The sequence below is a fragment of the Achromobacter sp. JUb104 genome, assembly GCF_024806975.1.
GTDB lineage: Bacteria > Pseudomonadota > Gammaproteobacteria > Burkholderiales > Burkholderiaceae_B > Achromobacter > Achromobacter spanius.
The window spans coordinates 30,413-55,480 of sequence record NZ_JANUEY010000001.1; the positions used below are offsets into that span (position 1 = coordinate 30,413).

Consider the following 25,068-nt stretch of genomic DNA (forward strand, 5'->3'; position numbering starts at 1 on the left):
TTCAAAAATCGTGTTTTTGAAACTCCTGTCTTGCAAGAATCCGCGCCTTTGCGGTTCCTCTTGTCGCTAGTGTCGGTTTGTATTGGCGGTTCTGCCCGTCTTCCGCACAACCCCCTTAGCTCCACGGCACTTCCAGGCCAGGCCTGGCGTGTGTCCTTGAACCTATGGAGGCAAAAAGCCAATGCGTTTTACCCCTGTCAAGACCCTGGCCGCCGCGGCCGTCATGTTTGCCTTTGCTGGCGTGGCCCAAGCCGCTGACGCCCCCGAATGCGAGATCAAGCGCCCGGTCAATTTCGGCGCCATGAACTGGGAATCCAACCTGGTTCTGGTTGATGTCGAACGTTTCATCATGGAAAAGGGCTACGGTTGCAAGACCGAAACCCTGCCGACGGAAACCTTGCCCGCCCTGGCCGCGCTTGAGCGCGGCGACCTGGATATCAATACCGAGATCTGGCTGAACAGCGTGGCCGATCCCTGGGATCGCGCTCAAAAGACCGGCAAGGTCAAGCGCATTGGCGACATCTACATGGGCGCCGAAGGCTGGTACATCCCGCGCTACACCGCAGAGCGCCTGCCCGAGCTGAAGTCGGCTGCCGACCTGCCGAAGTTCAAGGACGAATTCAAGGACCCGGAAGAGCCCGGCAAGGGCCGTTTCTACGGCTGCCCGGCGGGCTGGGGTTGCGAAGTCACCAGCAACAACCTGTTCCACGCCTTGAAGCTGGGCGACACCTACACGCTGTACTCGCCCGGCACGGGCGCCGCGCAGAAAGCCGCGCTGATGTCGGCCTACAAGCGTAAGCAGAACGTGGTTTTCTACTACTGGTCGCCCACGCCGCTGGTTGGCGCGATGGACCTGGTCAAGTTGGATATGCCGCCCTATGACGCCGAAAAGCACAAGTGCCTGACGTCGACCAAGTGCGCCAAACCCGAACCCAGCGCCTACCCCGACAACCCCGTCTTCACCGCCGTGAACACCAAGTTCTCGGAAGAAGCGCCCAAGCTGACCGAGTTCCTGTCCAAGGTATCGGTGCCGCTGCCGGTCATCAATGAAACCCTGGCCCACATGGAAGAGTCCGGCGATGAGTCCAACGCCGTGGCCAAGTGGTTCCTGAAGAACAAGCCCGACGTCTGGACCAAGTGGGTTCCTGCTGACGTCGCCGGGCGCGTCCAAAGCGCGCTGTAACGGTATCCGGTGTTGGCCGCGCGCCGTCATGGCGCGGGCCGGCCCGGTTTGCCGCGAGTGTCGGCAGGCCGGGACACCGCCAGGTGAAAAGCCCTCAAGGAAAAAGCCTTTAAGGAAATAGCCCTTAAGGGAAAAGTCGATAAGGGAAAAGCCCTTAAGGGAAAAAGCCTCACGGCGGATTTCACGCCCAGGGTTTTTTCCCCTGAGATGGCCGCTGGCAGGGCGCTTGCGCCCGGCCGCCAGCAATAGGCGTTGCACCGCATGCAGCCTGCTTTCGTCAAGAAAGCCCTCTGGCCGCATGCCCATCCGGAATCCGGAATGCGTGGCGGCCCCTGCCGCCTGAAAGCGCCCAAGAATGGAGTCGAAACTATGTTTCCTGAAATTATTCCCGCCCGCCAGGTCAGGGCGGCGATCGACGGGTTCGTCGATCACCTGGTCACCAACTACGCCGACACGCTAGAGACTCTGTCTCAGCCGGTGCTGCACGCCCTGGTGTGGTTGGAGCAATTGTTGCGCAGCTCGCCCTGGTGGGCCGTGGTTGGCGTCACCGTGGCGATCGCCTGGGGCGTCAGCCGCCGCATCGGCCTGAGCCTGGCCATGGGCGCGCTGCTGTGCATGATCGGCGTGCTGGGCCTGTGGGACGCCGGCATGCAGACCTTGGCGCTGATGATCATGGCCGCCGGCCTGTCGGTGCTGATCGGTATTCCGCTGGGTGTGCTGATGGCTCGCGTGAACTGGCTGCGTTCCGTCATGCTGCCGGTGCTGGACGTGATGCAGACCATGCCCAGCTTCGTGTACCTGATTCCGGTCGTGATGCTGTTTGGCCTGGGCAAGATTCCCGCCATCATCGCCACCGTGATCTACGCCGTGCCGCCGCTGATCCGCCTGACCGACCTGGGCATCCGCCTGGTTGACCGCGAAGTGCTGGAAGCGTCGCGCGCCTTTGGCGCCAACCCGCGTCAACAGCTCTTCGGCGTGCAGTTGCCGCTGGCGCTGCCCAACATCATGGCGGGCATCAACCAGACGACGATGATGGCGCTGTCCATGGTGGTGATCGCCTCGATGATCGGCGCGCGCGGCCTGGGCTATGAAGTGTTGCTGGGCATCAACCGCCTGGAAGTGGGGCGTGGCCTGTTGGCGGGCCTGGGTATCGTGGTGCTGGCCGTGCTGTTCGACCGGATCACGCAATCGTATGGACAGCGCATGCGCATGGGAGGCCAGCGATGAGCAAGATCGAAGTCAAGAACATCTACAAGGTCTTTGGATCGCATCCGAAGAAGTGGCTGGAAGCCGCCCAGGGCGGCATGAGCAAGGAACAGCTGCTGGCCGAAAGCGGCCACACGCTGGGCCTGCGCGACATCAGCCTGTCCATTGAAGAAGGCAGCATCTACGTCATCATGGGGCTGTCGGGCTCCGGCAAGTCGACCTTGATCCGCCACTTCAACCGCCTGATCGAGCCCAGCGCCGGCCACATCCTGGTCGATGGCGTGGACGTCGTCAGCCTGAACAAGCGCGACCTTGAAGTCTTCCGTCAAAAGAAGATGAGCATGGTGTTCCAGCGCTTTGGCCTGTTTCCGCACCGCACCGTGCTGGACAACGCCGCCTACGGCCTGACCGTGCAGGGCGTGGGCCGCGCCGAACGTGAAAAGCGGGCGCTGGACTGGCTGGAACAAGTGGGCCTGGCCGGTTTCGAAAACCAGTATCCGCATCAACTGTCGGGCGGCATGCAACAGCGCGTGGGCCTGGCGCGCGCGCTGGCCACCGATGCCGAAATCCTGCTGATGGACGAAGCGTTCTCCGCGCTGGACCCGCTTATCCGCCGCGAAATGCAAGACCAGTTGCTGCAATTGCAGGCCAAGCTGAACAAGACCATCGTGTTCATCACGCATGATCTGGACGAAGCGCTGCGCCTGGGCAACCGCATCGCCATCCTGAAGGACGGCGAGCTGGTGCAGGAAGGCACGCCGGAAGACATTCTGTTGAACCCGGCCAACGACTACGTGCAGTCGTTCCTGCAAGACGTGAACCGCACCAAGGTGCTCAACGCCACGCACGCCGTGAACCCGGCGCGCCTGACCCTCACTATGCGTTCGCGTCCGGCGCACGCGCTGGACCGCATGCGCGCCATGGACTACGAATACGCGCCGGTGTTGGACGGCAAGCGCCTGGCCGGCGTGTTGACCGCGAAGGCGGCCGAGCAGGCCATCCAGGAAGGCGTGCGCGACGTGTCGCGCTTTGTTGAAGACCTGGCCTCGGTGCCCGCCACGGCGGGCCTGGGTGAAGTGCTGGCGCAGTTGGTGCATAGCGATCAGCCGGTGGCCGTCACGGGCGAGGACGACGAATTCCTGGGCATGCTGTCGCGCAAGAAGGTCGTGGAGCTGGTGACCCCGGCGCTTGCGGAAACCACGCCGGAACCGGCCACCGCCGAACTTGAAGGCCAACCCGCTCCCGAGCATCGGGGCGAAGCGGCCTGATCACCGGCGCGCCGTTCCTGGCGTGCTACCCATGGCGCTGCCTGTTTCCCGCGGCGTCCAGCGTTTGAATTTTGCCCGCGTGCAATCAGTTGCACGCGGGCAAAGTCGTTTTATGATGGCTGGCCGGTCACTAGCCCGGCCATCCCCATTCGCATAATCGGAAAGCGCCATGCCCATTTTGAATGTCCAGATCCTGCAAGGCCATTCGGCCGCCCAGAAGGCCGCCTTGCTCACGGCCGCGTCCAACGCGGTGGTTGAAAGCATTGCCGCGCCGCTGCCCAGCGTGCGTATCGTGTTGCAGGAAGTGCCCGCCGAAAACGTGATCGTGGCGGGTGAGATCGGCAAGCGCATGGTGCGGGTGGACGTGGCGCTGATTGAAGGGCGAGACGAAGCCAAGAAGGCCGCGCTCATCGCCGCGCTGAACCAGGCCGTGTGCACCAGTATCGACATCTCGGGCGACGACGTGCGGGTGCTGATCCGCGACGTGCCCAAGGTGGACATGGGCGTGGCCAACGGCATCAGCGCCAAGGCAGCCGGCCGCTAAGGCAGCCGCGCAGCCGCGCAGCAGCGCGGTCACGCAGTAGCGCTGTCGCGCGGCAGCTACGCCCCGCGCGCTACTGCGTCTTCAGCCCCAGTTCGGCCACGAAGCGCTTTTCCTCCGCCACTTGCTTGACGGCGAATTCCGTATAGGCCGCGCTGTCCATCAGCATGTGGGGCTGGTCCGCCGTTTCCAGGGCGCGGTTGTACTCGGGGTCGCGTGCCGCGCGGTGAAAGGCTTTTTGCAACACGGCCACCGTCTTCGGATCCATGCCCTTGGGGCCGGCGATGCCCACGGGGTTGGTCGCCACAATGGGGTAACCCAGTTCGGTCATGGTGGGCACCTCGGGCACGCGCTTGGCGCGCGCATCGCCGATGATGGCCAACAGGCGCGCGCGTCCCGTGTCGATCATCGGGCCCCAGCCCGCGTCCGCCACCATCTGGATGTGGCCGCCCAATAGCGCCGTGGTTTCTTCCGCCGCGCCCTTGTACGGAATGAAATTGAACGTCGTGCCGGTCAGCCTGGACAGACGTTCGATGGCGATGCGACCCGAACCGCCCGCGCCCGTGGCGCCGTAGCTGATCTTCTCGGGGTGGGCGCGCGCATCGGCTATCAGTTCGTCCAGCGTCTTCCAGGGCGCATCCTGGCGCACCACGATGCCGTAGGAATAAGCCGTCATGCAGGCGATGTAAGTGAAGTCCTGCACGGGGTCGTAGTTCACCTGTTGCAGGAACGGGTAGCGAAACAGCGTGCCCACCACCACCGACACCGTGTAGCCGTCCGGCGCGGCGCTGTGCGCCATGGCGGCCGGCCCCAGCGTGCCGCCCGCGCCTGGCCGGTTGGCAATGACCACGCTCTGGCCCAGTTCGCGCGAGGCCGCCACCGCCAGCGCGCGCATTTGCGTATCGGTGGCGCCGCCGGCGGGAAAGGGCACGATCAGCGTAATGGGCCGCGTGGGAAAGGTGGCCGCGCGCGCGGCCGGGCTGAGCGCCAGCGCGGTGGGCAGGGCAAGCCCCAACCCAAGCCCCAACTTGAGCAGGCTGCGGCGTCTGGGCAAGGCGATGCTGCAAGGATGATCCGTCATGGTTGTCTCCGTCCTGATTGTTATGGGCACAGCAAGAGGGGGCGGGCCTAGGCCTTACAGCGCGATGCCACGCTCGGCCAGGCTGGCGATGGCGGCGTCGTCATAGCCGACTTCACGCAGGACCTGGGCAGTGTGTTCGCCCGGCAGTGGGGCCTGGCGGTGGATGGCGAACTGAAAGCCGGACATCTTCACGGGGCTGGCGATCTGCGCGGCCGGCCCGTAGGCCGGATGCCGGGACGCCTGCACCATGCCGCGCGCGGTGAACTGCGGATGCGCCAGGCTTTCAGACAGTTTCAGCACGGGCGACACGCAGCAGTCCGCGCCCTCCAGCAGATCCAGCCAATGCGCCAGCGGCCGCGAGGCAAACAAGGCTTGCAGTTCAGACCGCAGCCACGCCTGTCGCGCGGGGTCGTCATCGCGGTGCAGCGGCAGCAGGTCGGGCCGTTCAATCCGCTTGCACAGCGTGTCCCAGAATTTTGGTTCCAGCGCCGCCACGGCCAGGTAGCGCCCGTCTTGCGCGCGGTACTGCCCGTAGCAGGCCAGCGCGCCCGACAGCGTGTCGCCGCCCGCCGGGCGGGTGTCGCCATGCGCGTTCAGCGTGGCCAGCGGCACCACCGCGCCCGCCAGCAGGCCGTCGGCAATGGCGATGTCCACATAGCGCCCTTGCCCCGTGCGTTGCGCGTCCACCAACGCCGCCAGAATACCCATCACCGCCGTCAGCGAGCCGCCCAGAATGTCCGCCATCGGCACGTTGGACAGCGCGGGTTGATGCGGCCCGCATCCCATCTGATCGGCCACGCCCGCGTAGGCCGAATAATTCAGGTCATGGCCGGCGGCATCGCTCAGCGGGCCGTTCTGGCCGTAGCCGGTGATGCTGCAAACCACCAAGCGCGGGTTGTGCCGCGACAAGGTCGGGTAGTCGGCCTTCAGGCGCGCGGCCACGCCGGGGCGAAAGCTCTCGATCAGCACGTCGGCCTGCCGAGCCAGCGCCGCCAGCACGGCCTGCCCGTCGGGGTGTTTCAGGTCCAGCCGCAAGCCCCGCTTGTTGCGGTTGCACACGGCGCGTAGTGCTGGGGGCGCGTAGTCCCCCGCCTGCGTGTCTTCGATCTTGATGACGTCGGCGCCCAGGTCGGCCAGGTACTGCGCCCCCAGCGGGCCGGGCAGCAAGCGCGACAGATCCAGGACTTTGATACCCGCAAGCGGAGCGGTGTTCGGCGTATCCAAAGAGGGACTCCGGTAAATACGAAGAGGCGGCCGGACTAAGGCAAAAGCCAGTCTAGGCGGGGCTTTGCGGCGAACCAATGGCGAAATCGCTGATTCGGCTTGGCGGGAATGCTCACGCCGGGCGTTCCGCGCCCGCATGCCTTTCGCTACCATCGACGCAGACGGTTCACGCCCCAGCCGTAGGAATCCGCCATGACGCATCACACCATTGCCGTGGGGCACATCGCCCAGATCCTGCAAGGCGCCCGCACGCGCGGCGTGGACGTTGAGCGCGTGCTGCGGCGCGCGGACGTGCCGCCTGCCTTGTTGCAGGCGCCGATGGCGCGCGTGTCGCAGGCGCAGTTCGCGCAAATTTTGCGGATGCTGCGGCGCGCCACGCGCGACGATTTCCTGGGCATGGGGCAGCGCCCGGTGCCGCTGGGCGCCTTCGCCCAGGCCTGCCGCCTGGCGGTGCAGGAAAGCACGGTGGGCCACGCGCTGCGCGTGGCGTTTCGCTACTACCACGGCGTGCTGCGCGACTTCACCGCGCGGCTTTGCGTGGCGGGCGACACCGCGCGCATCGTGCTGGACGCCCGAAGCGAACCCGGCTGCACGCAGTGGTATGGCGAACGTACCTTCCTGTTCTTCACCTTGGGCGTGGCCAACTGGCTGGCGGGCCGCCGCATCCCCATCCTGGGCGTGGACTACCACGCGGGCACGCGCAGCGCCGACGCGCAACGGGTCTTTCACGCGCCGGTGCGCTACGGGCAGCCGGTCACCGGCCTGTGGCTGGAATCGCGTTGGCTGGCTTTGCCCGTGGTGCAGGACGCCCAGGCGCTGCATGCCTTTCTGGCCAACGCCCCGTTTGATCTGCTGGTGAAGTATCAAGACCGCGCCACGCTGACCGACCGCATCCGCCGCCTGCTGCGCAACGACCTGTCTGCCGAGTTGCCGTCCTTGGCGCAGGTCAGCGCGCAGTTGTCGATGACGCCGCAAACGCTCAGGCGCCATCTGCGCGAAGAAGGGCAGGGCTTTCAGGTGCTGAAGGATGACTTGCGGCGCGACGCCGCCGTTGAATACCTGGGGCGGCATGACTTGTCCCTGATGGAGATTGCCGAGCGCTTGGGCTTTTCCGAACCCAGCACGTTTCATCGCGCCTTCAAGAAATGGACGGGCGTGTCGCCGGGCGAGTATCGCCGTAATCAACTGGCGTGCGGCCCCACCCCGGCCCCGACTTCGGCCCCGACCTCGGCCCCGCCCGCGTGATGCCGGGCGCTGACACTTTCCGCCAATCCATTTGATGCCTGCGGCCATTGCCGCGTTGCGCGCCCGGCGGGAAGCTATGGGCCAGGCAACGGGGTGTGCAAAGCACTCCAGGAGAAACAGGCATGAACAGAAAAGTTTGGGTGGCCGGCGTGGGCATGATCCCCTTCAGCAAGCCCGGTGCAAGTGAACCTTATTCCGTGATGGGCATGCGCGCCGCGCGGGAAGCCCTGCAAGACGCGGGCGTGCCGTACGACGCCGTGCAGCAAGCCTACGCGGGCTACGTCTACGGCGATTCCACGTCGGGCCAGGCGGTGGTGTATGGCGTGGGCCTGACCGGCATTCCCGTCTTCAACGTCAACAACAACTGCGCCAGCGGCTCGTCCGCCTTGTTCCTGGCCCGTCAGGCCGTGGAAAGCGGCGCGGTGGAATGTGCACTGGCCGTGGGCTTTGAACAGATGGTGCCGGGCGCGTTGAAAAGCGTTTATGAAGACCGGCCGTCGCCATTGACCGGATTCATCGAGGCGATGACCGACGCGCAAGGCTATGACACCGGCAAGCCTCGCGCCGCGCAGTTCTTCGGTGGCGCCGCGCGCCGCTACATGCAGCAGCACGATATTCGCGCCGACACCTTCGCGCGCATCTCCGTCAAGGCGCGCCAGCATGCGGCGCGCAACCCGTATGCCGTCTTTCGCCAGACCGTCACGCTGGCCGACGTGATGGACGCACCGATGATCTTCGAGCCCTTGACCCGCTTGCAATGCTGCCCGCCCACCTGCGGCGCGGCGGCCGCCATCCTGTGCTCGGACGACTTCGCGCGTCGGCATGGCTTGAAGCCCGCCGTCAGCATCGCGGCGCAGGCCATGACCACCGACACGCCCTCCACCTTCGACTCCGGCGACATGCGCTGCCTGGTCGGCTACGACATGACCCGGGCCGCCGCCGACCAAGTCTACGAGGCCGCGGGCGTGGACCCCGACGATCTCGACGTGGTGGAACTGCACGACTGCTTCACGGCCAATGAACTGATCACCTACGAAGGGCTGCGCCTGACGCCCGAGGGCAGCGCCGAAAAGTTCATCCTGGATGGCGACAACACCTACGGCGGGCGCGTCGTGACGAATCCGTCGGGGGGCCTGTTGTCCAAGGGCCATCCGCTGGGCGCAACCGGCTTGGCGCAATGCGCCGAGCTGGTCTGGCAACTGCGCGGGCAGGCCGACCTGCGGCAAGTGGAAGGCGCGCGGCTGGCCTTGCAGCACAACCTGGGGCTGGGCGGCGCTTGCGTCGTCACGCTGTACCAGGCGGCATGAAACAGGAGACAAAGACGATGGGTACGCTAGACGGCAAGGTGGCGCTGGTGTCCGGATCCGGACGCGGCATTGGACAAGAAATTGCGCTGAAGCTGGCGCATGAAGGCGCGAAAGTCGTGGTCAACGACCTGGACCCGGCGCCCGCCAACGATACGGTCGCCATGATCCGCCAGGCGGGCGGGCAGGCGCAGGCGTGCCCCGGCAGCGTGACCGCGCCCGGCTTTGCCGAGCGCTTCGTGGGCACGGCCGTCGACACCTTCGGCGGGCTGGACATCATTGTGAACAACGCCGGCTACACCTGGGACAACGTCATCCAGAAGATGACCGACGAGCAGTGGGACGAGATCCTGGCCGTACACCTGTCGGCCCCGTTCCGCATCCTGCGCGCCGCGTCCGGCTTCATCCGCGAAGCGGCCAAGGCCGAGGCCGCCGACGGACGCGAAGTGTTCCGCAAGGTGGTGAACATATCGTCCACCTCTGGCGTGATGGGCAACGCGGGGCAGGTCAACTACGCGGCGGCCAAGGCCGGCATCAATGGCCTGACGCGCGCCATGGCCAAAGAGTGGGGGCGCTACAAAGTGAATGTGAATAGCGTGGCGTTCGGCCTGATCAAGACGCGCCTGACCGAAGCCGCCGCCGATGGCGACGCCACGTTGGACATCGAGGGACGGCAGATCAAGGTGGGCGTGAATCCGCAGGTGCTGAAAAACGCCGAAAGCCTGATCCCGCTTGGCCGCGCGGGCACGCCTGCCGAAGCGGCGGGCGCCGTGTATCTGTTCTGCCTGCCCGAATCCAACTACGTCAGCGGACAGGTGCTGGTCGTGGGCGGCGGCCGTCCTTGATCGGGGATATGTCAATGGATACTCCAATGGGATCCCGCCCCGGCTGGATGGACGCCGACCTGACGCTGTTCCAGGATTCCACGCGCCGCCTGTTCGAAAAAGAGTTCGCGCCCGACGAGGAAAAATGGCGCAAGCAGCAACACGCCGATCGCGACATCTGGCACAAGGCCGGCCGCATGGGGCTGCTTTGCGTCAGCATGCCCGAGGCCTATGGCGGCGCGGGCGGCAGCTTTGCGCACGAGGCCATCGTGGCGGCGGAGCAGGCGCGCGCCATGGTCTACGGCTTCAGCAACAACGTGCACAGCGCCATCCTGGCGCACTACATCCTGAACTACGGCACCGAGCCGCAAAAGCAGCGCTGGCTGCCCCGCATGGCCACGGGTGAACTTGTCGGCGCCATCGCCATGAGCGAGCCCGGCGCCGGGTCCGACCTGAAAAGCGTGCGCACCACGGCCAGGCGCGACGGCGACGCCTATGTCATCAACGGGTCCAAGACGTTCATCACCAATGGCTTGCATGCCGACTTGATCTGCGTGGTGGCCAAGACGGACCCTGCGGCCGGATCGCGCGGGGTCTCGTTGATCATGGTGGAAACTCAGGATCTGCCCGGGTTTCGGCGCGGCAAGCTGCTTGAAAAACTGGGCCAGAAAAGCCTGGACACCACCGAACTGTTTTTCGACGACGTGCGCGTGCCGGCCGGCAACCTGCTGGGCGAAGTGGAAGGGCGCGGCTTTGTGCAACTGATGCAGCAACTGCCGCGCGAACGCCTGCTGATCGCGGTGGGGGCGGTGGCCACGATGCGGCGCGCCATCGACGACACGCTGGCCTATACCCGCACGCGCCAGGTGTTCGGGCAGCCGCTCATCGACATGCAGAACACGCGCTTCAAGTTGGCCGAATGCGAAACGGTAGCCACCATCGCCGCGCGCTTTGTCGACGACTGCATTACGCGGCAATTGCAAGGTACGTTGGACCTGTCCACCGCCGCCATGGCCAAGTGGTGGACCACGCAAATGAACTGCCAGGTCATCGATGAATGCCTGCAACTGCACGGCGGCTATGGCTACATGTTGGAAACGCCCATCGCACGCATGTATGCGGATGCGCGCGTGGGAAAGATCTACGGCGGGTCAAACGAAATCATGAAAGAAATCATCGCGCGGGGCATGACCGCCTAGCGCGGACAGCACCTTGCGCGGGAACCCGGAGACACGGATGCAGCAAGCGCATTTGCGGTATTGGCCCAAGGGGCTGCCGACGCACATCAGCCAGCCTCGGTCCAGCCTGTACTTCAACCTGGAGGCCGCGGCCACGCGCTATCCCGACAAGCCCGCCATCGTGTTCTACGACATGGTGCTGGACTACGCGCGCCTGAAGCGCGAGGTCGACGCCATGGCCGGCTATTTGCAGCACGGCGCGGGCGTCAAGGCGGGCGACCGGGTGCTGTTGCTGAGTCAGAACTGTCCGCAATTCATCATTGCCTACTACGCGGTGCTGCGCGCCGACGCGGTGGTGGTGCCGGTGAACGCGATGAGCACCGAAGACGAGCTCGCGCATTACCTGCAAGACAGCGGCGCACAGGTGGCCTTTGCCGCGCAGGAACTGGCGCCCCGGCTGGCACGCTTTGTTGAGGACGGGCGCCTGGACCGCATCATCGTCCACACCTATTCCGACTACCTGGGCGCGGGGGATGACGATGACCGGGTGGTGCCACCCGACTGGGTCGCCGCGCCGCGCCACAACGCCGAGGCATCGGGTGGCGTGCGTGGCGCCGTGCCGGGGACGGTGTCCGGGGCTGTGCCCGCGTCTGCGCCCGCGTCTGTTCCCGGGTCTGTTCCTTGGTATGGCGCGCTGGCGGTCAACGCCCCGCCCGCGCCGCATAAAAGCCGCGCGCAGGACCTGTGCCTCTTGCCCTACACGTCCGGCACCACCGGCCGCCCCAAGGGCTGCCGCCACACGCACGGCACGCTGGGCGCGGCGGTGACGGGGTCGCAGCTTTGGCGCGGCCTGACGTCGGAAGCCGTCATCATGGGCGTGGCGCCACTGTTCCATTTGCTGGGCATGCAGAACTGCATGAACCTGCCGATCCTGTTGGGCGCCACGGTCGTGCTGCTGCCACGCTGGGACCGTCAGGTGGCCGCGCAACTGATGGCGCGGCACCGCGTCAGCGTCTGGGCCGCGCCGCCCGCGATGGTTGTCGACTTTTTCGCGCAGCCGGAGATTGAATCGTTCGACCTGTCGCGCCTTGCCTTGTTGTGCGGCGGCGGCGCGCCCATGCCCGAGGCGGTGGCGGCGATGCTGGCCGACCGCTACGGCATCATCTTCAACGAAGCCTACGGCCTGACCGAGACCGCTTCGTTTCTGCACTGCAACCCCATGCACCGCAACAAGCGCCAGTGCATCGGCGTGCCAACCTTCGGCGTCGATACGCGGGTGGTCGACCCCGCCACCTTGCAGGCGTTGCCGCCCGGCGAAGTGGGTGAACTGGTGACGCGCGGCGCGCAGGTCATGCAAGGCTATTGGAATAACCCGGCCGCCGATGACGAGGCCTTCTTCATGCTGGATGGCGAACGCTACTTTCGCACTGGCGACCTGGGGCGCATGGATGAAGACGGCTATTTCTTCATCACCGATCGGCTCAAGCGCATGATCAACGCCTCGGGCTACAAGGTCTGGCCGGCGGAAGTCGAGAACGCCTTGTACGAACATCCCGCCGTGCACGAGGCGTGCGTGGTGGGCGTGCCCGACGACTGCCGAGGCGAAACGGTGAAGGCCTTGCTGGTGCTGCGTCCCGAAGCGCGCGACAGCGCCCGCGAAGACGAGGTGATTGCCTGGGCCCGCGCGCGCATGGCGGCCTACAAGGCGCCACGCATCGTTGAGTTCGTGGACGCGCTGCCCAAGTCCAGCACCGGGAAAATCCTGTGGCGCCAGTTGCAGGAGGCGCAACGCGCGACAGCCTAAGACGGCGGGTTGGTGGCCAGCCGCCGCAATTCGTTCAGGAGTTTCGCGGCAGGCAGGGGCAGCAAGCCATGGCTGCGCCGGAACGCCGTCAGCGTGCGCGTGTCGGAGGCACCGGGGATGGGCAGGCGGTCAAGCAGGCCGGCGCGCTGTTCGGCGTAATACATGGGTTCGGGCATCCACCCCAAAAAATCCGAGTGCGCGATCAGGTTCTTCAACACGGTGATGGACCGCGTTTCAACCGTGACTTCGGGCGTGGGCAGCCGATGCCGCGTGAACAGCGCTTTCATGTGTTCGAACGGGCCGGTGCCGCGCGGCATGATGGCCCACTTGTGCGTCAGCGTGTCGGCCAGGCTAAGCGCGCGGCGCTCGCGCAGCGGGTGGGCGATGGCCGCCACCACGTAGCTGGTGTCTTCCCAACAGCAATCCGGCACCGAGATGATCTCGTCGGTGTCGTGGGTGTGAGCACCCAGAGCCAGGTCGATCTCGCGCGACAGCAAGGCGCCGGCCAGTCGGTCCCAAACCCCTTCCACCACTTCCACCTGCAGCATTGGCCACCGCTGGCAGGTGCGGGTCAACGCGGTCGGCAAGATCTGACAGGCGATGCTGCCCACGGCGCCCACGCGTATCGTGCCTTTGGCCAGGCCGAGTAGCGCGCGGATTTCCTCTTTGGCGCCTTCGGCATCGCGCAGCAACGAGGTGGCATGCGGCAGCAGGGCCAGGCCAATGTCGGTCAGTTGCATGCCTTTGGAATGCCGTTCGAACAAGGGCGCGCCAACGTGAACTTCAAGCCGGCGGACGATGCGGCTTAGCGCGGACTGCGTGACGTGCATGGCGTCGGCCGCGCGGCCAAGGCTGCCAGCCGCAACGACCGCGTTGAATGCCGCCAATTGGTGAAGATCGAATGGCATGCCAAAGCGTAATGACTTTGTCTCGATATTTCAATTCTCAAGTCTGCTAGGGGGGGCGACACTCTGCCGTCCTCGTTGACGGTGCGAAAGGCCCGCCATCACGCACGCCAAAGCGCGCGCCGGCTGCTCGCGACGTCACCGAAATTTCACGGTAATTTCCCTGCAGTTTCACTGCGCTTCACCGCAAGGACCCTAGCAATGACCGGATCCGCCTTTGGTTTACTGCACCCGCTGGACGCAGCCGACGGTCTGGCCGCCGCGTCGCTGCCGGCCCCGGCGCTGACCGTCCGCGACGCCGTCTACGACCTGATGCGCCGCGTCGGCATGACGTCGGTTTTCGCCAACCCCGGATCCACCGAACTGCCCATGTTTCGCGGCTTTCCGGACGACTTCCGCTATGTGCTCGGCCTGCAGGAAGCCAGCGTGGTGGGCATGGCGGACGGCTATGCGCAAGCCACGCGCAACGCCTCGTTGGTCAACCTGCATTCGGCGGCGGGCGTCGGCAACGCCATGGGCAACCTCTTCACGGCCTTCAAGAACCGCACGCCCATGGTGGTGGTGGCCGGCCAGCAGGCGCGTGGCATTTTGCCTTTCGATCCCTTTCTGTCATCAAGCCACGCGGCCGATATGCCCAGGCCTTACGTCAAATGGAGCACCGAACCGGCACGTGCCCAAGACGTGCCCTTGGCCATCGCGCGCGCCTATTACTTGGCGATGATGCCGCCGCGCGGCCCGGTGCTGGTCTCGGTGCCGGTTGATGATTGGGATGCGCCTTCGCCGCCGCTCGCCCGGCGCTGCGTCAGCACCGCGCTACGCCCGCAACCCGAAGCCATCGGGCGCATCGGCGCCTTGCTGGACGCCTGCCGGCGGCCGGTGTTGGTGGTGGGCGCCGCGGTGGACCGCGATGGCGCCTGGAACGAAATCGTTGCGCTTGCGGAATCGCATGGCGCGCGTGTCTGGGCCGCCCCCATGTCGGGGCGCTGCAGCTTTCCGGAACGCCATCGCCTGTTCGCCGGCTTCTTGCCCGCCGCGCGCGAAGGCATCGTCAGTCGGCTGGCGGGGCATGACCTGATCCTGGTCGTGGGAGCCCCGGCGTTCACCTATCACGTTGACGGCTCCGGGCCGCACGTGCCGGACGGCGCCGAGCTCTGCCTCTTGACGGATGATCCGGACACCGCCGCCTGGGCGCCCGCGGGCCTGGCGGCGGTAGGCAGCATCAAGCTTTGCCTGCAAGACTTGCTGACGCGGCCGGCGCCCTGCATGCGCCCCTTGCCGGCGCGGCGCGAGACCTGCGCCCCGGTCCAGGCATCGTCGCCGATGTCCGTCGCGTTCGTGCTGCAAACCCTGGCCAGCCTGCGCGACCCCGCCGACATCGTGGTGGAAGAAGCCCCCAGCGCGCGGCCGGTCATGCAGGACTATCTGCCCCACGTGCGCAGCGAAACCTTCTACACCATGGACAGCGGCGGGCTGGGATATGGCATGCCGGCGGCCGTGGGCGTGGCGCTGGGCAAGCCCGGCCGGCGTGTCATCGGCCTGATTGGCGACGGTTCCAGCTTGTATTCGATCCAGGCGCTATGGAGCGCCAGCCAGCACAAGCTGCCCATCACCTTCGTCATCTTGAATAACCGCCGCTACGCCGCCCTGCAAGATTTCGCGCCGGCATTCGGCTTTGGTCCGCACGACAAGGTCATGGGTACCGATCTGCCCGGCATCGATTTCGTGGCGCTGGCGACGGGGCTCGGATGCCCCGGCGTGCGCGTATCCGACCCTACCCGCCTGGGCGCTGTGCTGACCGAGGCCTTGACCAGCGGCGGCCCCAACCTGGTTGAAGTGCGGGTGGCCTGAGCGCACGGTGCGACGCATTCCAAAGGAGGCAACATCATGCACGTATCTCCCATGCAGGTATCGCTGCTGATCAACGGAGAACCGCTGGGCGCACGCGACGGCGCCACGTTCGAACGACGCAATCCGTTGGATGGAAGCGTTGCGTCAGTGGCGCCCGCCGCCAGCGTGCAGGATGCCTTGGCCGCGGTGGATGCGGCAGCGGCGGCCTTCACTGCGTGGTCGGCGACCGGCCCCGAAGCACGCCGCGCGCTGCTGATCCAGGCGTCGCGGGCGTTGCAGGACAAAGCCCCGTTGTTTGCCGAGGCCATGGCGGCCGAGACCGGCGCGTCGGCCGGCTGGGCGAAGTTCAATGTGCGGCTGGCCTCGGGCATGCTGCTTGAGGCCGCCGCCATGGCCACACAGATCAACGGCGACGTCATTCCCTCCGACGTGCCGGGCAATACGGCGACGGCCCTGCGGCAGCCTGCCGGCGTGGTGCTGGGCATTGCACCCTGGAACGCCGCGGTTGTGCTGGCCGTGCGCGCCATCGCCACGCCGCTGGCTTGCGGCAATACCGTGGTGCTCAAGGGCAGCGGCATGTGCCCGGCCACGCATGGACTCATCATTCGCACCCTGCAAGAGGCCGGCTTACCCCCGGGGGTTGTCAACTTCATTACGAACGCACCCACCGAGGCGGCCACCGTCGTCGAAGCCATGGTGGCGCATCGGGCCGTGCGCCGGGTCAGCTTCACGGGGTCTACGCAAGTCGGCAGGCGTATTGCCGCCGCCTGCGCCAACCACTTGAAACCGGTCGTGCTTGGGTTAAGCGGCAAGACGCCGTTCGTGGTGCTGGACGACGCCGACCTGGACGCCGCCACGCGCGCGGCGGTGTTTGGCGCCTACGCCAATGCCGGGCAAAGCTGCACGGCCACCGAACGCATCATCGTGGATCAAGCCGTGGCGGACGACTTCGTATCCCTGCTGGCCGAGCGCACGGCGGCGCTGTCGGTGAACGATTCCCACCAGGAGCCGGCCGTGCTGCGGGCGGTTGCCGACATGAGCATCGTGGAACGCTGCAACGCCCTGATTGACGACGCGCTGGCGCAAGGCGGCCGTCTGGTCACGGGCGGCAAGGCCGACGGCGTGCTGATGCCCGCCACCTTGATCGACCACGTCACGCCCAGCATGCGGCTTTACCGCGAAGAGGCGTTCGGGCCGGTCATGGGCATTGTGCGCGTGAGCGGCGTGGACGAAGCCGTGGCCTGCGCCAACGACAACGACTACGGCTTGGCCGCGGCGGTGTTCGGCCGCGACGTCGGGCGGGCTATCGCCGTGGCGGGCCGCATTGAATCCGGCGTCTGCCATGTCAATGGCCCCACGGTTCACGATGAGGCACAGATGCCGTTTGGCGGCATCAAGGACAGCGGCATTGGCCGTTTCGGGGGCAAGGCCGGTGTCGACGCCTTTACCGACCTGCGCTGGATCACGGTGCAGACCACCGCGCGCGACGACCCGTTCTGACGTTATGACGCCAGACAGCTTTCAAGAGTAGAGGCGGACCATGCGCACTCAGGTAGCAATCATAGGGGCCGGCCCGGCCGGGCTGATGTTGTCGCACTTGCTGTACTTGCAGGGCATTGAATCCGTGGTGCTGGAACGCCGCAGCCGCGACGCCATCTGCGCCACCATCCGCGCGGGTGTGCTGGAGCAGGGCACGGTGGACCTGATGTCCGATGCGGGCCTGGGCGGCCGGATGCGCCGCGAAGGCTTTCGGCACGAAGGGACCGTGCTGCGCGTGGGCGGCGTGGACCGGCGCATTGATTTTGTTGAACTGACGGGCGGCCGCGCGGTGATGGTCTATGCGCAGCACGAAGTCATCAAGGACTTGGTGGACGCGCGGCTGGCCTCGGGCGGGGACCTGCGCTTTGAGGTGGCCAACGTCAGCCTGCATGACCTGGCATCGTCGCGACCCTTCGTGCGCTATGGCGGCTACAGCGGCGAGCTTCAAACCGTGCAGGCGGATTTCATCGTTGGCTGCGACGGCACGCATGGCGTCAGCCGCGCCGCCATCGCCCCGCGGGCGCTGCAAACGGTTGAACACCGCTACCCCTACGGATGGCTGGGCATGTTGTGCAAGGCCCCGCCGTCATCCGACGAACTGATCTACGCCTTGGGCGACGACGGCTTCGCGCTGGTCAGCACGCGGTCGCTCCAGGTACAGCGCATGTATCTGCAATGCGACCCCCGCGATCAACCCGAAGATTGGTCCGATGACCGCATCTGGTCCACGCTGCGTGCCCGGTTGGCCACCCGCGATGGATGGCAGCCGAAAGAGGGCGTCATCTTTGACAAGACCGTCATCGGCATGCGCAGCAGTGTTACCGAACCGATGCGGCACGGCCGGCTGTTTCTGGCGGGCGACGCGGCGCATGTGGTGCCGCCCACGGGGGCCAAGGGTCTGAATCTGGCGATGTCCGATGTGCGCTTGCTGTCGCGCGCCTTGATCCGGTTCTATCGACAACACCGCGAAGACCTGCTTGATGCTTATAGCGCCACGGCCTTGCGCCGCGTCTGGCGGGCGCAGCGGTTTTCATGGTGGATGACGTCGTTGCTGCACCGCGCGCCGGGCGCTGATGCCTTTGAACGCAAGCTGCAAGACGCCGAACTTGATTACCTGACCCGTTCGCGCGCGGCGTGCACCGCGCTGGCGGAAAACTATGTGGGGCTGCCCGTCGGGCCGCTCTGGGATTGAAGCGCGAAAGATAACGGAGCTGAATGACATGACCTGGATTTCACCGAACAACGCGGCACCGACAGCGGCACCTGCATCGGCACGCGCGGCGGTGCCCTTGCGTGGCAGTGCCGACGTGGGCGCCTTGCTGGACGATGGCCCCTTCACGAGCATGCAGAAATGGGTGGTGATGCTGGCCGCCTTGTCGATCGTGATGGACGGCTTTGATGGTCAACTGATCGGTTTCGCCATTCCGATGATGATCCAGGAATGGGGCATCACGCGCGAAGCGTTCGCGCCGGCGGTCGCATCCGGCTTGATCGGAATGGGTATCGGCAGCGCTTGCGCCGGCCTCTTCGCCGACCGCTACGGACGCCGCATGGCGGTGATTGTCAGCGTATTTGTATTCGGCACCGCCACTTGCGCGATTGGGCTGGCCCCGGACGCGCTGACCGTGGCCGTGCTGCGCTTTGTCGCCGGGCTGGGCATCGGCGGTGCGCTACCCAGTTCCACCACCATGACCGCTGAATTCACCCCAGCGCGCCGACGCACGCTGGCGGTAACGGCCACCATCGTGTGCGTGCCGCTGGGCGGCATGTTGGCGGGGTTCTTCTCGGGCCATGTATTGCCGCTGTACGGCTGGCGCGCGTCGTTCTTCATCGGCGGCGCCTTGGCCATCGTGCTGGGCTTTGCGTTGATGGCCGCACTGCCGGAATCACCGCGTTTCCTGGCGCGCCGACCCGAGCGTTGGAACGAACTGAGCAAGCTGCTGGGCCGCATGGGGCGTCCCATGCCGGAAGGCGTGCGCTACACGGACGCGGTCGAGCAGGCCATGGAAAAGCAGACGTCAAAGCAGCAGGGCGGTGTGCGGGCCTTGTTCACGAGCACTTATCGCTTTGACACCATTGCCATCTGGGTGGCGTTCTTCATGTGCCTGACGGCGGTGTACAGCGCATTCAGTTGGCTGCCTACGATGCTCAGCTCGGAAGGCTTGCCACTGTCGGTGGCGGGGTCGGGGCTGACCGCCTACAACCTGGGTGGCGTGATCGGCGCCTTGGTGTGCGCGGTCGCCATGACGCGCTGGGGCTCGCGCGTGCCGCTTGCCATCTGCTGCGTGGGCGCGCTGGGTAGCGCCTTCCTGATGTTGTTGGTGGATGTGCGGCAGAGTTCATCGCTGCTGGTGTTCGGGTTTGGCGTGCATGGGCTGTTCGTCAATGCCGTGCAGTCCACCATGTATGCGCTGTGCGCCTATGTGTATTCCACTGGCGTGCGCGCCACCGGCACGGCGGGGGCGCTGGCCTTTGGTCGCCTTGGCGCCATTCTCAGCGCGTTTGTGGGCGCCTCGGTCATCACGCTGTGGGGCGCGCAGGGCTACCTGACGATGTTGGGCACGGTCATGGTGTTTGCCTTGATTGCCTTGCTGTCGGTGCGCCGCCATTTTCCCGGCCAGCGCATGGCCGCACCGGTGGGCGGCGTTGCCGCGGCGGGAGTCTCACGATGAAGATCGCCATGCTGGGCGCGGGCGCCATGGGGTGCCTGTTTGGGGGCTTGCTAAGTGAAAGTGGCCAGGACGTCACCTTGCTGGATGTGAATGACGCGCACCTGGACGCCATACGCGCCCAGGGCCTGCGGCTGGAAACCGATCGCGGAGATCGGCGCATTCATGGCCTGACAGTGCTGCGGCCCGAGCACTACCGCGACGTGCCCGACCTGCTCATCCTGTTCACCAAAAGCCTGCACACCGATGCCGCCCTGCGCAGCGTGGCGGCGCTGTTGCACGCGGCGCCCGCTGACGCACCGCTGCGGGTGCTGACCTTGCAGAATGGGCTGGGCAACCTGGAGGCCGCGTCGCGTCACGTGGACCCGGCGCGCTTGCTGGTTGGCATGACGACGTGGCCGGCCGACCTGGCTGGCCTCGCGCATGTCAGGTCGCACGGCGCGGGCAAGATCCGCCTGTTGCCGGCAAACGGTGAAGCGGATGCGCAGGCGCGGCGCATTGCCGGCGCGTTGGACTCGGCGGGCTTGCAATGCGAAGTCGATGCCAATGTCTGGGCGGCAATCTGGGAAAAGGTGGCGTTCAACGCGGCGTTGAACGGCTTGTGCGCCGTCACCGGTTGCGCGGTGGGGCAGTTGGCCCACGCCAGTGATGGCCCGGCGCTGGCGCGGGCGGTGGTGGCGGAAGTGATCACCGTGGCGCGCGCGGCAGGCATCGACGCCGACGAGGCCGCCTGCCAGGCCAGCGTCGCGTACGCCATCGCCCATCATCGCGCGCACCAGCCGTCGATGTTGCAGGATGTCTTGGCCAAGCGTCCTACCGAGATCGAAGCGATCAATGGCGAAGTGGTGTCGCGTGCGCGGCAGGCCGGTGTGGCGGTGCCGAACACCACCATGTTGCTGGGCCTGGTCCGCTTGATTCAGGCGCGTCAATTGGATTCCCGCTGAAAAGGTCACAACCATGGAAAGTTCTCTGGATGCCGTTACGGCTTTGTCTCCACGTGATTGGCAAAGCCACCCGCCATACCGCTGCGACGGCTACCAATCGACTGCCTGGCGCGGCCCCGTGCTGCCCTTGGTGCCGCTGGCGGCGGCGCTGGGCGAAATGCGTCAGCCTGTGTACGGCCACGATTGCGTCGGCAAGCGCGACCACGACCTCACGCGCAACGCGCGCCGCAACGGGGAACCCATCGGCGAACGCATGGTGCTGGCCGGGCGCGTGCTGGACGACCAAGGCAAGCCCGTGCCGCACACGTTGATTGAAATCTGGCAGGCCAACGCGGCGGGCCGCTATGTGCACAAGACGGATCGGCACAACGCGCCGCTGGATCCCAACTTTCTGGGCGCGGGCCGCTGCCTGACGGACGCCGAGGGGCGCTACCGATTCGTGACCATCAAGCCCGGCGCCTATCCCTGGGGCAACCACCCCAATGCATGGCGGCCCCAGCACATTCATCTGTCGCTGTTCGGCCGTCACTTCGCCAGCCGTCTCGTCACCCAGATGTACTTTCCGGGCGACCCGCTGCTTGCTTATGACCCCATCTACCTGGGCACCCCCGCCGAAGCGCGTAGCCGGCTGGTGGCGGATTTCAGCCTGGACCTGACGCAAGCGGGCATTGCGCTGGGTTACCAGTTCGACATCGTGCTGCGCGGGGCAGCCCAGACGCCTCTTGAACATCGCTAAAAGGAAAGGCGACATGATGCAGGGACAGCAAGACAACTTTGGGCAGACGCCGTCGCAAACGGTGGGTCCGTATTTCGCCTATGGCCTGACGGCGGTGCAATACGGCTACGATTTTGACCAGCCGTTTGATACCGCGCTGGCCAGCGACGATGCGCGCGGTATGCGCATCCGCTTGCAAGGCCGCGTGCTGGACGGTGAGGGCGTACCGATCCCGGACGCGCTGGTCGAGATCTCGCAGGCAGATGGGCAGGGCCGGTATCCGCGCAACGTATACGAGGCATCGTCCATGGGTTTTCTAGGGTTTGGACGCTGTGGCACCGGTACGGACCCGGGCAGCCGCTATACGTTCGATACGGTCAAGCCCGGGCCGCAAGCCGAAGGCGAAGCGCCGCACATCGACATGATCCTCAGCATGCGCGGGCTATTGCTGCACGTGTTCACGCGCGTGTACTTCGACGATGAGAGCGACGCGAATGCGCAAGATGCGGTGTTGAATTCCGTGCCCGCGGCAAGGCGCCACTCGCTGGTGGCTCGTCGGGACGTGCGCGGCGGCAACGTGATCTACCGCTTTGACGTACACATGCAGGGGCCGTACGAAACCGTGTTTTTTGATCTGTAGCGGCCGTATACGTACGCCGGGCGCCGCGTGCTGGCACGGGGCGCCCGGAATTTCTGGCCGATGCTTCTGGACGATGCTTCAGGCCTGCGTTTCAGCCCAATATTTCAGCCCACTACTTCAGGCCGTGGTGTCGCCCGCCGCTTCGGGCTGGTACAGAATTTCTTCAATGCTGGCGGAGTGTTCGGTCTGGTTGGGCGCGGTCCAGGTAACGCGCTGGCCCGTGCGGGAACCAATCAGGCTCAAGCCCAGTGGCGACATCACCGACACCTGGCCCTGGGCCAGGTTGGCGTCGGCCGGATAGCACAGCGTGACTACCATTTCATCGCCCTTGTCGGTCAGCAAGCGCACGCGCGAACGCATCGTGATGATGTCCGGGGTGACTTCTTCGATGGCGATGATGGGTGCCGAATCCAGCAGCTCTTGCGCCGCGTCGACCGCATCGCGCGGCAAGGTGGCGGCGGTGGCGGGGCGCGTGATCATGCCCAGCAGGCGGGCGTGGTCCAGGGCGGTAATCAGTTTGTCTTGCGGCACGGCGTTCATGTCGGTTCTTCTTGGACGAAAGGCCTCGCTAGGCGTAGGCCTTGCGGGCTGCGCGGGACGAGGCAATGGAGGAGATGACAGCGCTTTGGGAAGAGAATATTCAAGCGGTGCCGCGACGAAGCGTACGGTGCGAATCGTGTCGGGGTGCGCCACCTTGGTGGCTGATGACCGGCTGTGAAGCCGGTTATGGACCCGAAGCGTGCCCTATGGGGCTGATTCAAGCGTCGAAGCGTGCAGGTTTTGCGCGTTTGGCGCCCAATCTGCTGTCGGCAATAGGCGAGTATATAGAACAAAGCCGGGGCGTAGTGTCGGAATATTCCGAAAAAGGGGCGAAATTGCTTCGCCCCTTGCTTTTCGCCGCTTGGTTTCGCCGCTTAGTTGTAGCAGCTTGGCAATCAGCCTTTGATGAACGCCAGCAGGTCCGGGTTGATGATGTCGCCGTGCGTCGTCAGCATGCCGTGCGGAAAGCCCTCGTACACCTTCAGGGTGCCGTTCTTCAGCAGTTTTATTGCCAGGCGCGAGGCATCGTCAATCGGCACGATCTGGTCGTCGTCACCGTGCATGAGCAGCGTGGGCACGGTGATGGCCTTCAGGTCTTCGGTCTGATCGGTTTCCGAAAAGGCCTTGATGCCTTGGTAATGCGCCAGGGCGCCGCCCGCCATGCCTTGGCGCCACCAGTTGTCGATCACGCCTTGCGACACCTTCGCGCCCGAGCGGTTGAAGCCGTAGAAGGGGCCGGCGGCCACGTCCACGTAGAACTGCGCGCGGTTGGCGGCCAGCGCCTCGCGGAAACCGTCGAACACTTCGATGGGCAGGCCACCCGGGTTGGCCTCGGTCTTGACCATCAGCGGCGGCACGGCGCTGACCAGCACGGCCTTGGCGACGCGGCCCTGCGGTTGGCCGAACTTGGCCACGTAGCGCGCCACTTCGCCGCCACCGGTGGAGTGGCCGATGTGGACGGCGTTACGCAGGTCCAGGTGTTCGGCCACGGCCGATGCGTCCGCAGCGTAGTGGTCCATGTCGTGGCCTTCGCTGACCTGGCTGGAGCGGCCGTGGCCACGGCGATCGTGCGCGATAACGCGAAAGCCCTTGTTGACGAAGTACAGCATCTGGGCGTCCCAGTCGTCGCTGGACAGGGGCCAGCCGTGGTGGAACATCAGGGGCTGGGCCGATTTAGGACCCCAGTCCTTGAAGAAAATCTGCACGCCGTCAGAGGTGGTGATGGTGCTCATGAGTGTCGACTCCGGGTAGGTGCCACAGGTGGGGCGGCGCCGGAACAGGCGCGGACTCGGGCAAGCCCCGGCGCCGCCAAACCCTGAGCGTAGCGCCGCCGGGGCACCCGCGCTTGTACGTTATCAAGCAGCTTTGAACAAAATCATCTTGGGGTCGGATAGGGCGGCGGATCAGGCCGGATCAGGCCGGAACAGGCCGGATGAGCCGGATTAGGCCGGATGGGGGCGGAGTCATCAAGACCGATCCGTCCCTTGGCGCATCGCCAGGAAGTGCTCCATCACGCCCTCAAGTGCAAATTCGGCGCTTGCCTGGCGAATGCGGTTGCGGTCTCCGGAGAATCGCCGGGTGGCGGTGTAGACCACGGGCCTGGCATCGGCCTTGCCGGTCTTGAACACCCAGGCGTAGCACTGCGTGCCGCTGGGAATGCGGTCGTCGGTGGCATCCGTGACGCCGGTGTTCGCCACGGCGACGTTGGCCGGGCTTTTGCGCGCCGCCCCCAAGGCCATGTCGCGCGCGACCGCCTCGCTGGTGAGGTTGTGCGAGGCCAGGGTCGATTGGGGCACGCCCAGGCAGCGCTGCTTGGCTTCCACCGAATACACCACGAAGGCGCAATCCAGCAATTGGCCCGCGCCCGGGATATCGGCCAGGGTGGCCGCGATCAGGCCCGCCGTGCATGACTCGGCGGTCACCAGGGTCAGATCGTTTTCGTGCATGAATGCGGCAACTCGTTCGATAGCGTTCATTGCTGGGCTCCTGCGGGCGGGTACGGGTGACGGAGCAACTCCCGTGCCTGCCGGCCGCGTGGGCACGCCAGTTGCTCCGCATGGCCTATCCCTGTTGCGTATCCCGTATTGCCTTAATGATCAGGAGCTTTGCCATGAGCACCCCCGCGAAAAAGCAGCAAGACCATACTCCCCCGGCGCCTGGCCAGGGCCTGCCCGATCAATCGCCGGCTGAAAACCCAGACCGCAGCGCGCCGGGCCGGGAACGCGATACGAACGAGCGCGATCAGGACGGACGTTGGCCCCCAGACGCCTTGCCCAACCCGATGCCCGGCGTCGATCCCCAGCAAACCCCGGGCATCGATCGCTTGGGCGATGCGAACGCGGCAGACCAGGAATGGCTGCGCAGCACGCGCGGCCTGTAGGGCTGTCATGCCGTCGGTCGGAAAATAGGG

At 65.8% G+C, this 25,068-nt stretch carries 23 protein-coding genes; 17 read left to right on the forward strand and 6 right to left on the reverse strand.

The features are described from left to right. The first annotated feature begins 181 nt into the window (after positions 1–181). The 4 genes from M2361_RS00155 to M2361_RS00170 all read left to right on the forward strand — a co-directional run bounded on the left by M2361_RS00155 (position 182) and on the right by M2361_RS00170 (position 4,201). Complete coding sequence (locus M2361_RS00155; protein ID WP_259245664.1) at positions 182–1,183, forward strand: ABC transporter substrate-binding protein; 1,002 nt, start codon at positions 182–184, stop codon at positions 1,181–1,183. A 369-nt stretch (positions 1,184–1,552) separates the two neighbouring features. Then, positions 1,553–2,410, forward strand: coding sequence for a proline/glycine betaine ABC transporter permease (locus tag M2361_RS00160; protein ID WP_259245665.1), 858 nt, complete (start codon positions 1,553–1,555; stop codon positions 2,408–2,410). Continuing rightward, positions 2,407–3,657: a glycine betaine/L-proline ABC transporter ATP-binding protein gene (locus tag M2361_RS00165; protein WP_259245667.1), complete on the forward strand. Its 1,251-nt coding sequence runs from the start codon at positions 2,407–2,409 to the stop codon at positions 3,655–3,657. The genes M2361_RS00160 and M2361_RS00165 overlap by 4 nt, the downstream gene beginning before the upstream one ends. Positions 3,658–3,826: 169 nt before the next feature. Beyond that, a complete protein-coding gene (locus M2361_RS00170) occupies positions 3,827–4,201 on the forward strand; it encodes a tautomerase family protein (RefSeq protein ID WP_100856958.1) in 375 nt (124 codons plus the stop codon). A gap of 70 nt (positions 4,202–4,271) precedes the next feature. Here M2361_RS00170 and M2361_RS00175 read toward each other — a convergent pair whose 3' ends face one another. Both M2361_RS00175 and M2361_RS00180 read right to left on the reverse strand, forming a co-directional pair. Then, entirely contained in the window at positions 4,272–5,279 is a 1,008-nt protein-coding gene (locus M2361_RS00175) for a tripartite tricarboxylate transporter substrate binding protein (RefSeq protein WP_259245668.1), read from the reverse strand. A 54-nt stretch (positions 5,280–5,333) separates the two neighbouring features. Then, entirely contained in the window at positions 5,334–6,503 is a 1,170-nt protein-coding gene (locus M2361_RS00180) for a CaiB/BaiF CoA-transferase family protein (RefSeq protein ID WP_259245669.1), read from the reverse strand. Positions 6,504–6,695: 192 nt separating this feature from the next. On the opposite strand from M2361_RS00180, the gene M2361_RS00185 reads away from it, so the two are divergent. The 5 genes from M2361_RS00185 to M2361_RS00205 all read left to right on the forward strand — a co-directional run bounded on the left by M2361_RS00185 (position 6,696) and on the right by M2361_RS00205 (position 12,858). Continuing rightward, positions 6,696–7,748 (forward strand): AraC family transcriptional regulator, encoded by a 1,053-nt coding sequence (locus tag M2361_RS00185; protein WP_259245670.1) that lies wholly within the window; start codon positions 6,696–6,698, stop codon positions 7,746–7,748. Between the two features lie 122 nt (positions 7,749–7,870). Then, positions 7,871–9,055, forward strand: coding sequence for a lipid-transfer protein (locus M2361_RS00190; protein ID WP_259245671.1), 1,185 nt, complete (start codon positions 7,871–7,873; stop codon positions 9,053–9,055). A 17-nt stretch (positions 9,056–9,072) separates the two neighbouring features. Further along, a complete protein-coding gene (locus tag M2361_RS00195; RefSeq protein ID WP_259245672.1) occupies positions 9,073–9,897 on the forward strand; it encodes an SDR family NAD(P)-dependent oxidoreductase in 825 nt (274 codons plus the stop codon). Between the two features lie 26 nt (positions 9,898–9,923). Then, positions 9,924–11,075, forward strand: coding sequence for an acyl-CoA dehydrogenase family protein (locus M2361_RS00200; RefSeq protein WP_259245673.1), 1,152 nt, complete (start codon positions 9,924–9,926; stop codon positions 11,073–11,075). 37 nt (positions 11,076–11,112) lie between these two features. Next, complete coding sequence (locus tag M2361_RS00205; RefSeq protein WP_259245674.1) at positions 11,113–12,858, forward strand: long-chain-fatty-acid--CoA ligase; 1,746 nt, start codon at positions 11,113–11,115, stop codon at positions 12,856–12,858. Here the strand turns inward: M2361_RS00205 and M2361_RS00210 are convergent. Next, positions 12,855–13,766, reverse strand: coding sequence for a LysR family transcriptional regulator (locus tag M2361_RS00210; protein ID WP_259245675.1), 912 nt, complete (start codon positions 13,764–13,766; stop codon positions 12,855–12,857). The genes M2361_RS00205 and M2361_RS00210 overlap by 4 nt on opposite strands. Positions 13,767–13,964: 198 nt before the next feature. On the opposite strand from M2361_RS00210, the gene mdlC reads away from it, so the two are divergent. The 7 genes from mdlC to pcaG are packed head-to-tail and all read left to right on the forward strand — an operon-like array spanning position 13,965 to position 22,118. Next, entirely contained in the window at positions 13,965–15,611 is a 1,647-nt protein-coding gene (mdlC, locus tag M2361_RS00215; protein ID WP_259245676.1) for a benzoylformate decarboxylase, read from the forward strand. A 36-nt stretch (positions 15,612–15,647) separates the two neighbouring features. Beyond that, positions 15,648–17,111, forward strand: coding sequence for an aldehyde dehydrogenase family protein (locus M2361_RS00220; RefSeq protein WP_259245677.1), 1,464 nt, complete (start codon positions 15,648–15,650; stop codon positions 17,109–17,111). Between the two features lie 40 nt (positions 17,112–17,151). Beyond that, positions 17,152–18,342 carry a 4-hydroxybenzoate 3-monooxygenase gene (locus tag M2361_RS00225; protein ID WP_259245678.1) on the forward strand — a complete coding sequence of 397 codons (1,191 nt, stop codon included), beginning with the start codon at positions 17,152–17,154 and terminating at the stop codon, positions 18,340–18,342. Between the two features lie 28 nt (positions 18,343–18,370). Then, the gene (locus tag M2361_RS00230) at positions 18,371–19,822 is read left to right on the forward strand and encodes an MFS transporter (RefSeq protein ID WP_259245679.1); all 1,452 of its coding nucleotides are present in this window, start codon (positions 18,371–18,373) and stop codon (positions 19,820–19,822) included. Next, positions 19,819–20,763, forward strand: coding sequence for a ketopantoate reductase family protein (locus M2361_RS00235; RefSeq protein WP_259245680.1), 945 nt, complete (start codon positions 19,819–19,821; stop codon positions 20,761–20,763). Before M2361_RS00230 ends, M2361_RS00235 begins: the two co-directional genes overlap by 4 nt. 25 nt (positions 20,764–20,788) lie before the next feature. Then, positions 20,789–21,499, forward strand: a complete 711-nt coding sequence (pcaH, locus tag M2361_RS00240) for a protocatechuate 3,4-dioxygenase subunit beta (RefSeq protein WP_259249200.1) — start codon at positions 20,789–20,791, stop codon at positions 21,497–21,499. 13 nt (positions 21,500–21,512) lie between these two features. After that, positions 21,513–22,118, forward strand: a complete 606-nt coding sequence (pcaG, locus tag M2361_RS00245) for a protocatechuate 3,4-dioxygenase subunit alpha (protein ID WP_259245681.1) — start codon at positions 21,513–21,515, stop codon at positions 22,116–22,118. Positions 22,119–22,235: 117 nt separating this feature from the next. On the opposite strand, the gene M2361_RS00250 is transcribed toward pcaG, so the two are convergent. The 3 genes from M2361_RS00250 to M2361_RS00260 form a co-directional block, all read right to left on the reverse strand. Further along, positions 22,236–22,658, reverse strand: coding sequence for a GreA/GreB family elongation factor (locus M2361_RS00250; protein ID WP_259245682.1), 423 nt, complete (start codon positions 22,656–22,658; stop codon positions 22,236–22,238). A 395-nt stretch (positions 22,659–23,053) separates the two neighbouring features. Next, positions 23,054–23,890, reverse strand: a complete 837-nt coding sequence (locus tag M2361_RS00255) for an alpha/beta fold hydrolase (RefSeq protein WP_259245683.1) — start codon at positions 23,888–23,890, stop codon at positions 23,054–23,056. 234 nt (positions 23,891–24,124) lie between these two features. After that, positions 24,125–24,634: a CinA family protein gene (locus M2361_RS00260; RefSeq protein WP_259245684.1), complete on the reverse strand. Its 510-nt coding sequence runs from the start codon at positions 24,632–24,634 to the stop codon at positions 24,125–24,127. A gap of 134 nt (positions 24,635–24,768) precedes the next feature. Here M2361_RS00260 and M2361_RS00265 point away from each other — a divergent pair, with 134 nt between their 5' ends. Continuing rightward, positions 24,769–25,038 carry a hypothetical protein gene (locus M2361_RS00265; protein ID WP_259245685.1) on the forward strand — a complete coding sequence of 90 codons (270 nt, stop codon included), beginning with the start codon at positions 24,769–24,771 and terminating at the stop codon, positions 25,036–25,038. Positions 25,039–25,068 lie beyond the last annotated feature (30 nt).

Excerpts from the sequence above, each read along its gene's own strand:
- M2361_RS00155 (WP_259245664.1), top strand. The coding sequence starts at position 182 with ATGCGTTTTACCCCTGTCAAGACCCTGGCCGCCGCGGCCGTCATGTTT.
- M2361_RS00160 (WP_259245665.1), top strand. The coding sequence starts at position 1,553 with ATGTTTCCTGAAATTATTCCCGCCCGCCAGGTCAGGGCGGCGATCGAC.
- M2361_RS00165 (WP_259245667.1), top strand. The coding sequence starts at position 2,407 with ATGAGCAAGATCGAAGTCAAGAACATCTACAAGGTCTTTGGATCGCAT.
- M2361_RS00170 (WP_100856958.1), top strand. The coding sequence starts at position 3,827 with ATGCCCATTTTGAATGTCCAGATCCTGCAAGGCCATTCGGCCGCCCAG.
- M2361_RS00175 (WP_259245668.1), bottom strand. The coding sequence starts at position 5,279 with ATGACGGATCATCCTTGCAGCATCGCCTTGCCCAGACGCCGCAGCCTG.
- M2361_RS00185 (WP_259245670.1), top strand. The coding sequence starts at position 6,696 with ATGACGCATCACACCATTGCCGTGGGGCACATCGCCCAGATCCTGCAA.
- M2361_RS00190 (WP_259245671.1), top strand. The coding sequence starts at position 7,871 with ATGAACAGAAAAGTTTGGGTGGCCGGCGTGGGCATGATCCCCTTCAGC.
- M2361_RS00195 (WP_259245672.1), top strand. The coding sequence starts at position 9,073 with ATGGGTACGCTAGACGGCAAGGTGGCGCTGGTGTCCGGATCCGGACGC.
- M2361_RS00200 (WP_259245673.1), top strand. The coding sequence starts at position 9,924 with ATGGGATCCCGCCCCGGCTGGATGGACGCCGACCTGACGCTGTTCCAG.
- M2361_RS00205 (WP_259245674.1), top strand. The coding sequence starts at position 11,113 with ATGCAGCAAGCGCATTTGCGGTATTGGCCCAAGGGGCTGCCGACGCAC.
- M2361_RS00210 (WP_259245675.1), bottom strand. The coding sequence starts at position 13,766 with ATGCCATTCGATCTTCACCAATTGGCGGCATTCAACGCGGTCGTTGCG.
- mdlC (WP_259245676.1), top strand. The coding sequence starts at position 13,965 with ATGACCGGATCCGCCTTTGGTTTACTGCACCCGCTGGACGCAGCCGAC.
- M2361_RS00220 (WP_259245677.1), top strand. The coding sequence starts at position 15,648 with ATGCACGTATCTCCCATGCAGGTATCGCTGCTGATCAACGGAGAACCG.
- M2361_RS00225 (WP_259245678.1), top strand. The coding sequence starts at position 17,152 with ATGCGCACTCAGGTAGCAATCATAGGGGCCGGCCCGGCCGGGCTGATG.
- M2361_RS00230 (WP_259245679.1), top strand. The coding sequence starts at position 18,371 with ATGACCTGGATTTCACCGAACAACGCGGCACCGACAGCGGCACCTGCA.
- M2361_RS00235 (WP_259245680.1), top strand. The coding sequence starts at position 19,819 with ATGAAGATCGCCATGCTGGGCGCGGGCGCCATGGGGTGCCTGTTTGGG.
- pcaG (WP_259245681.1), top strand. The coding sequence starts at position 21,513 with ATGATGCAGGGACAGCAAGACAACTTTGGGCAGACGCCGTCGCAAACG.
- M2361_RS00250 (WP_259245682.1), bottom strand. The coding sequence starts at position 22,658 with ATGAACGCCGTGCCGCAAGACAAACTGATTACCGCCCTGGACCACGCC.
- M2361_RS00255 (WP_259245683.1), bottom strand. The coding sequence starts at position 23,890 with ATGAGCACCATCACCACCTCTGACGGCGTGCAGATTTTCTTCAAGGAC.
- M2361_RS00260 (WP_259245684.1), bottom strand. The coding sequence starts at position 24,634 with ATGAACGCTATCGAACGAGTTGCCGCATTCATGCACGAAAACGATCTG.
- M2361_RS00265 (WP_259245685.1), top strand. The coding sequence starts at position 24,769 with ATGAGCACCCCCGCGAAAAAGCAGCAAGACCATACTCCCCCGGCGCCT.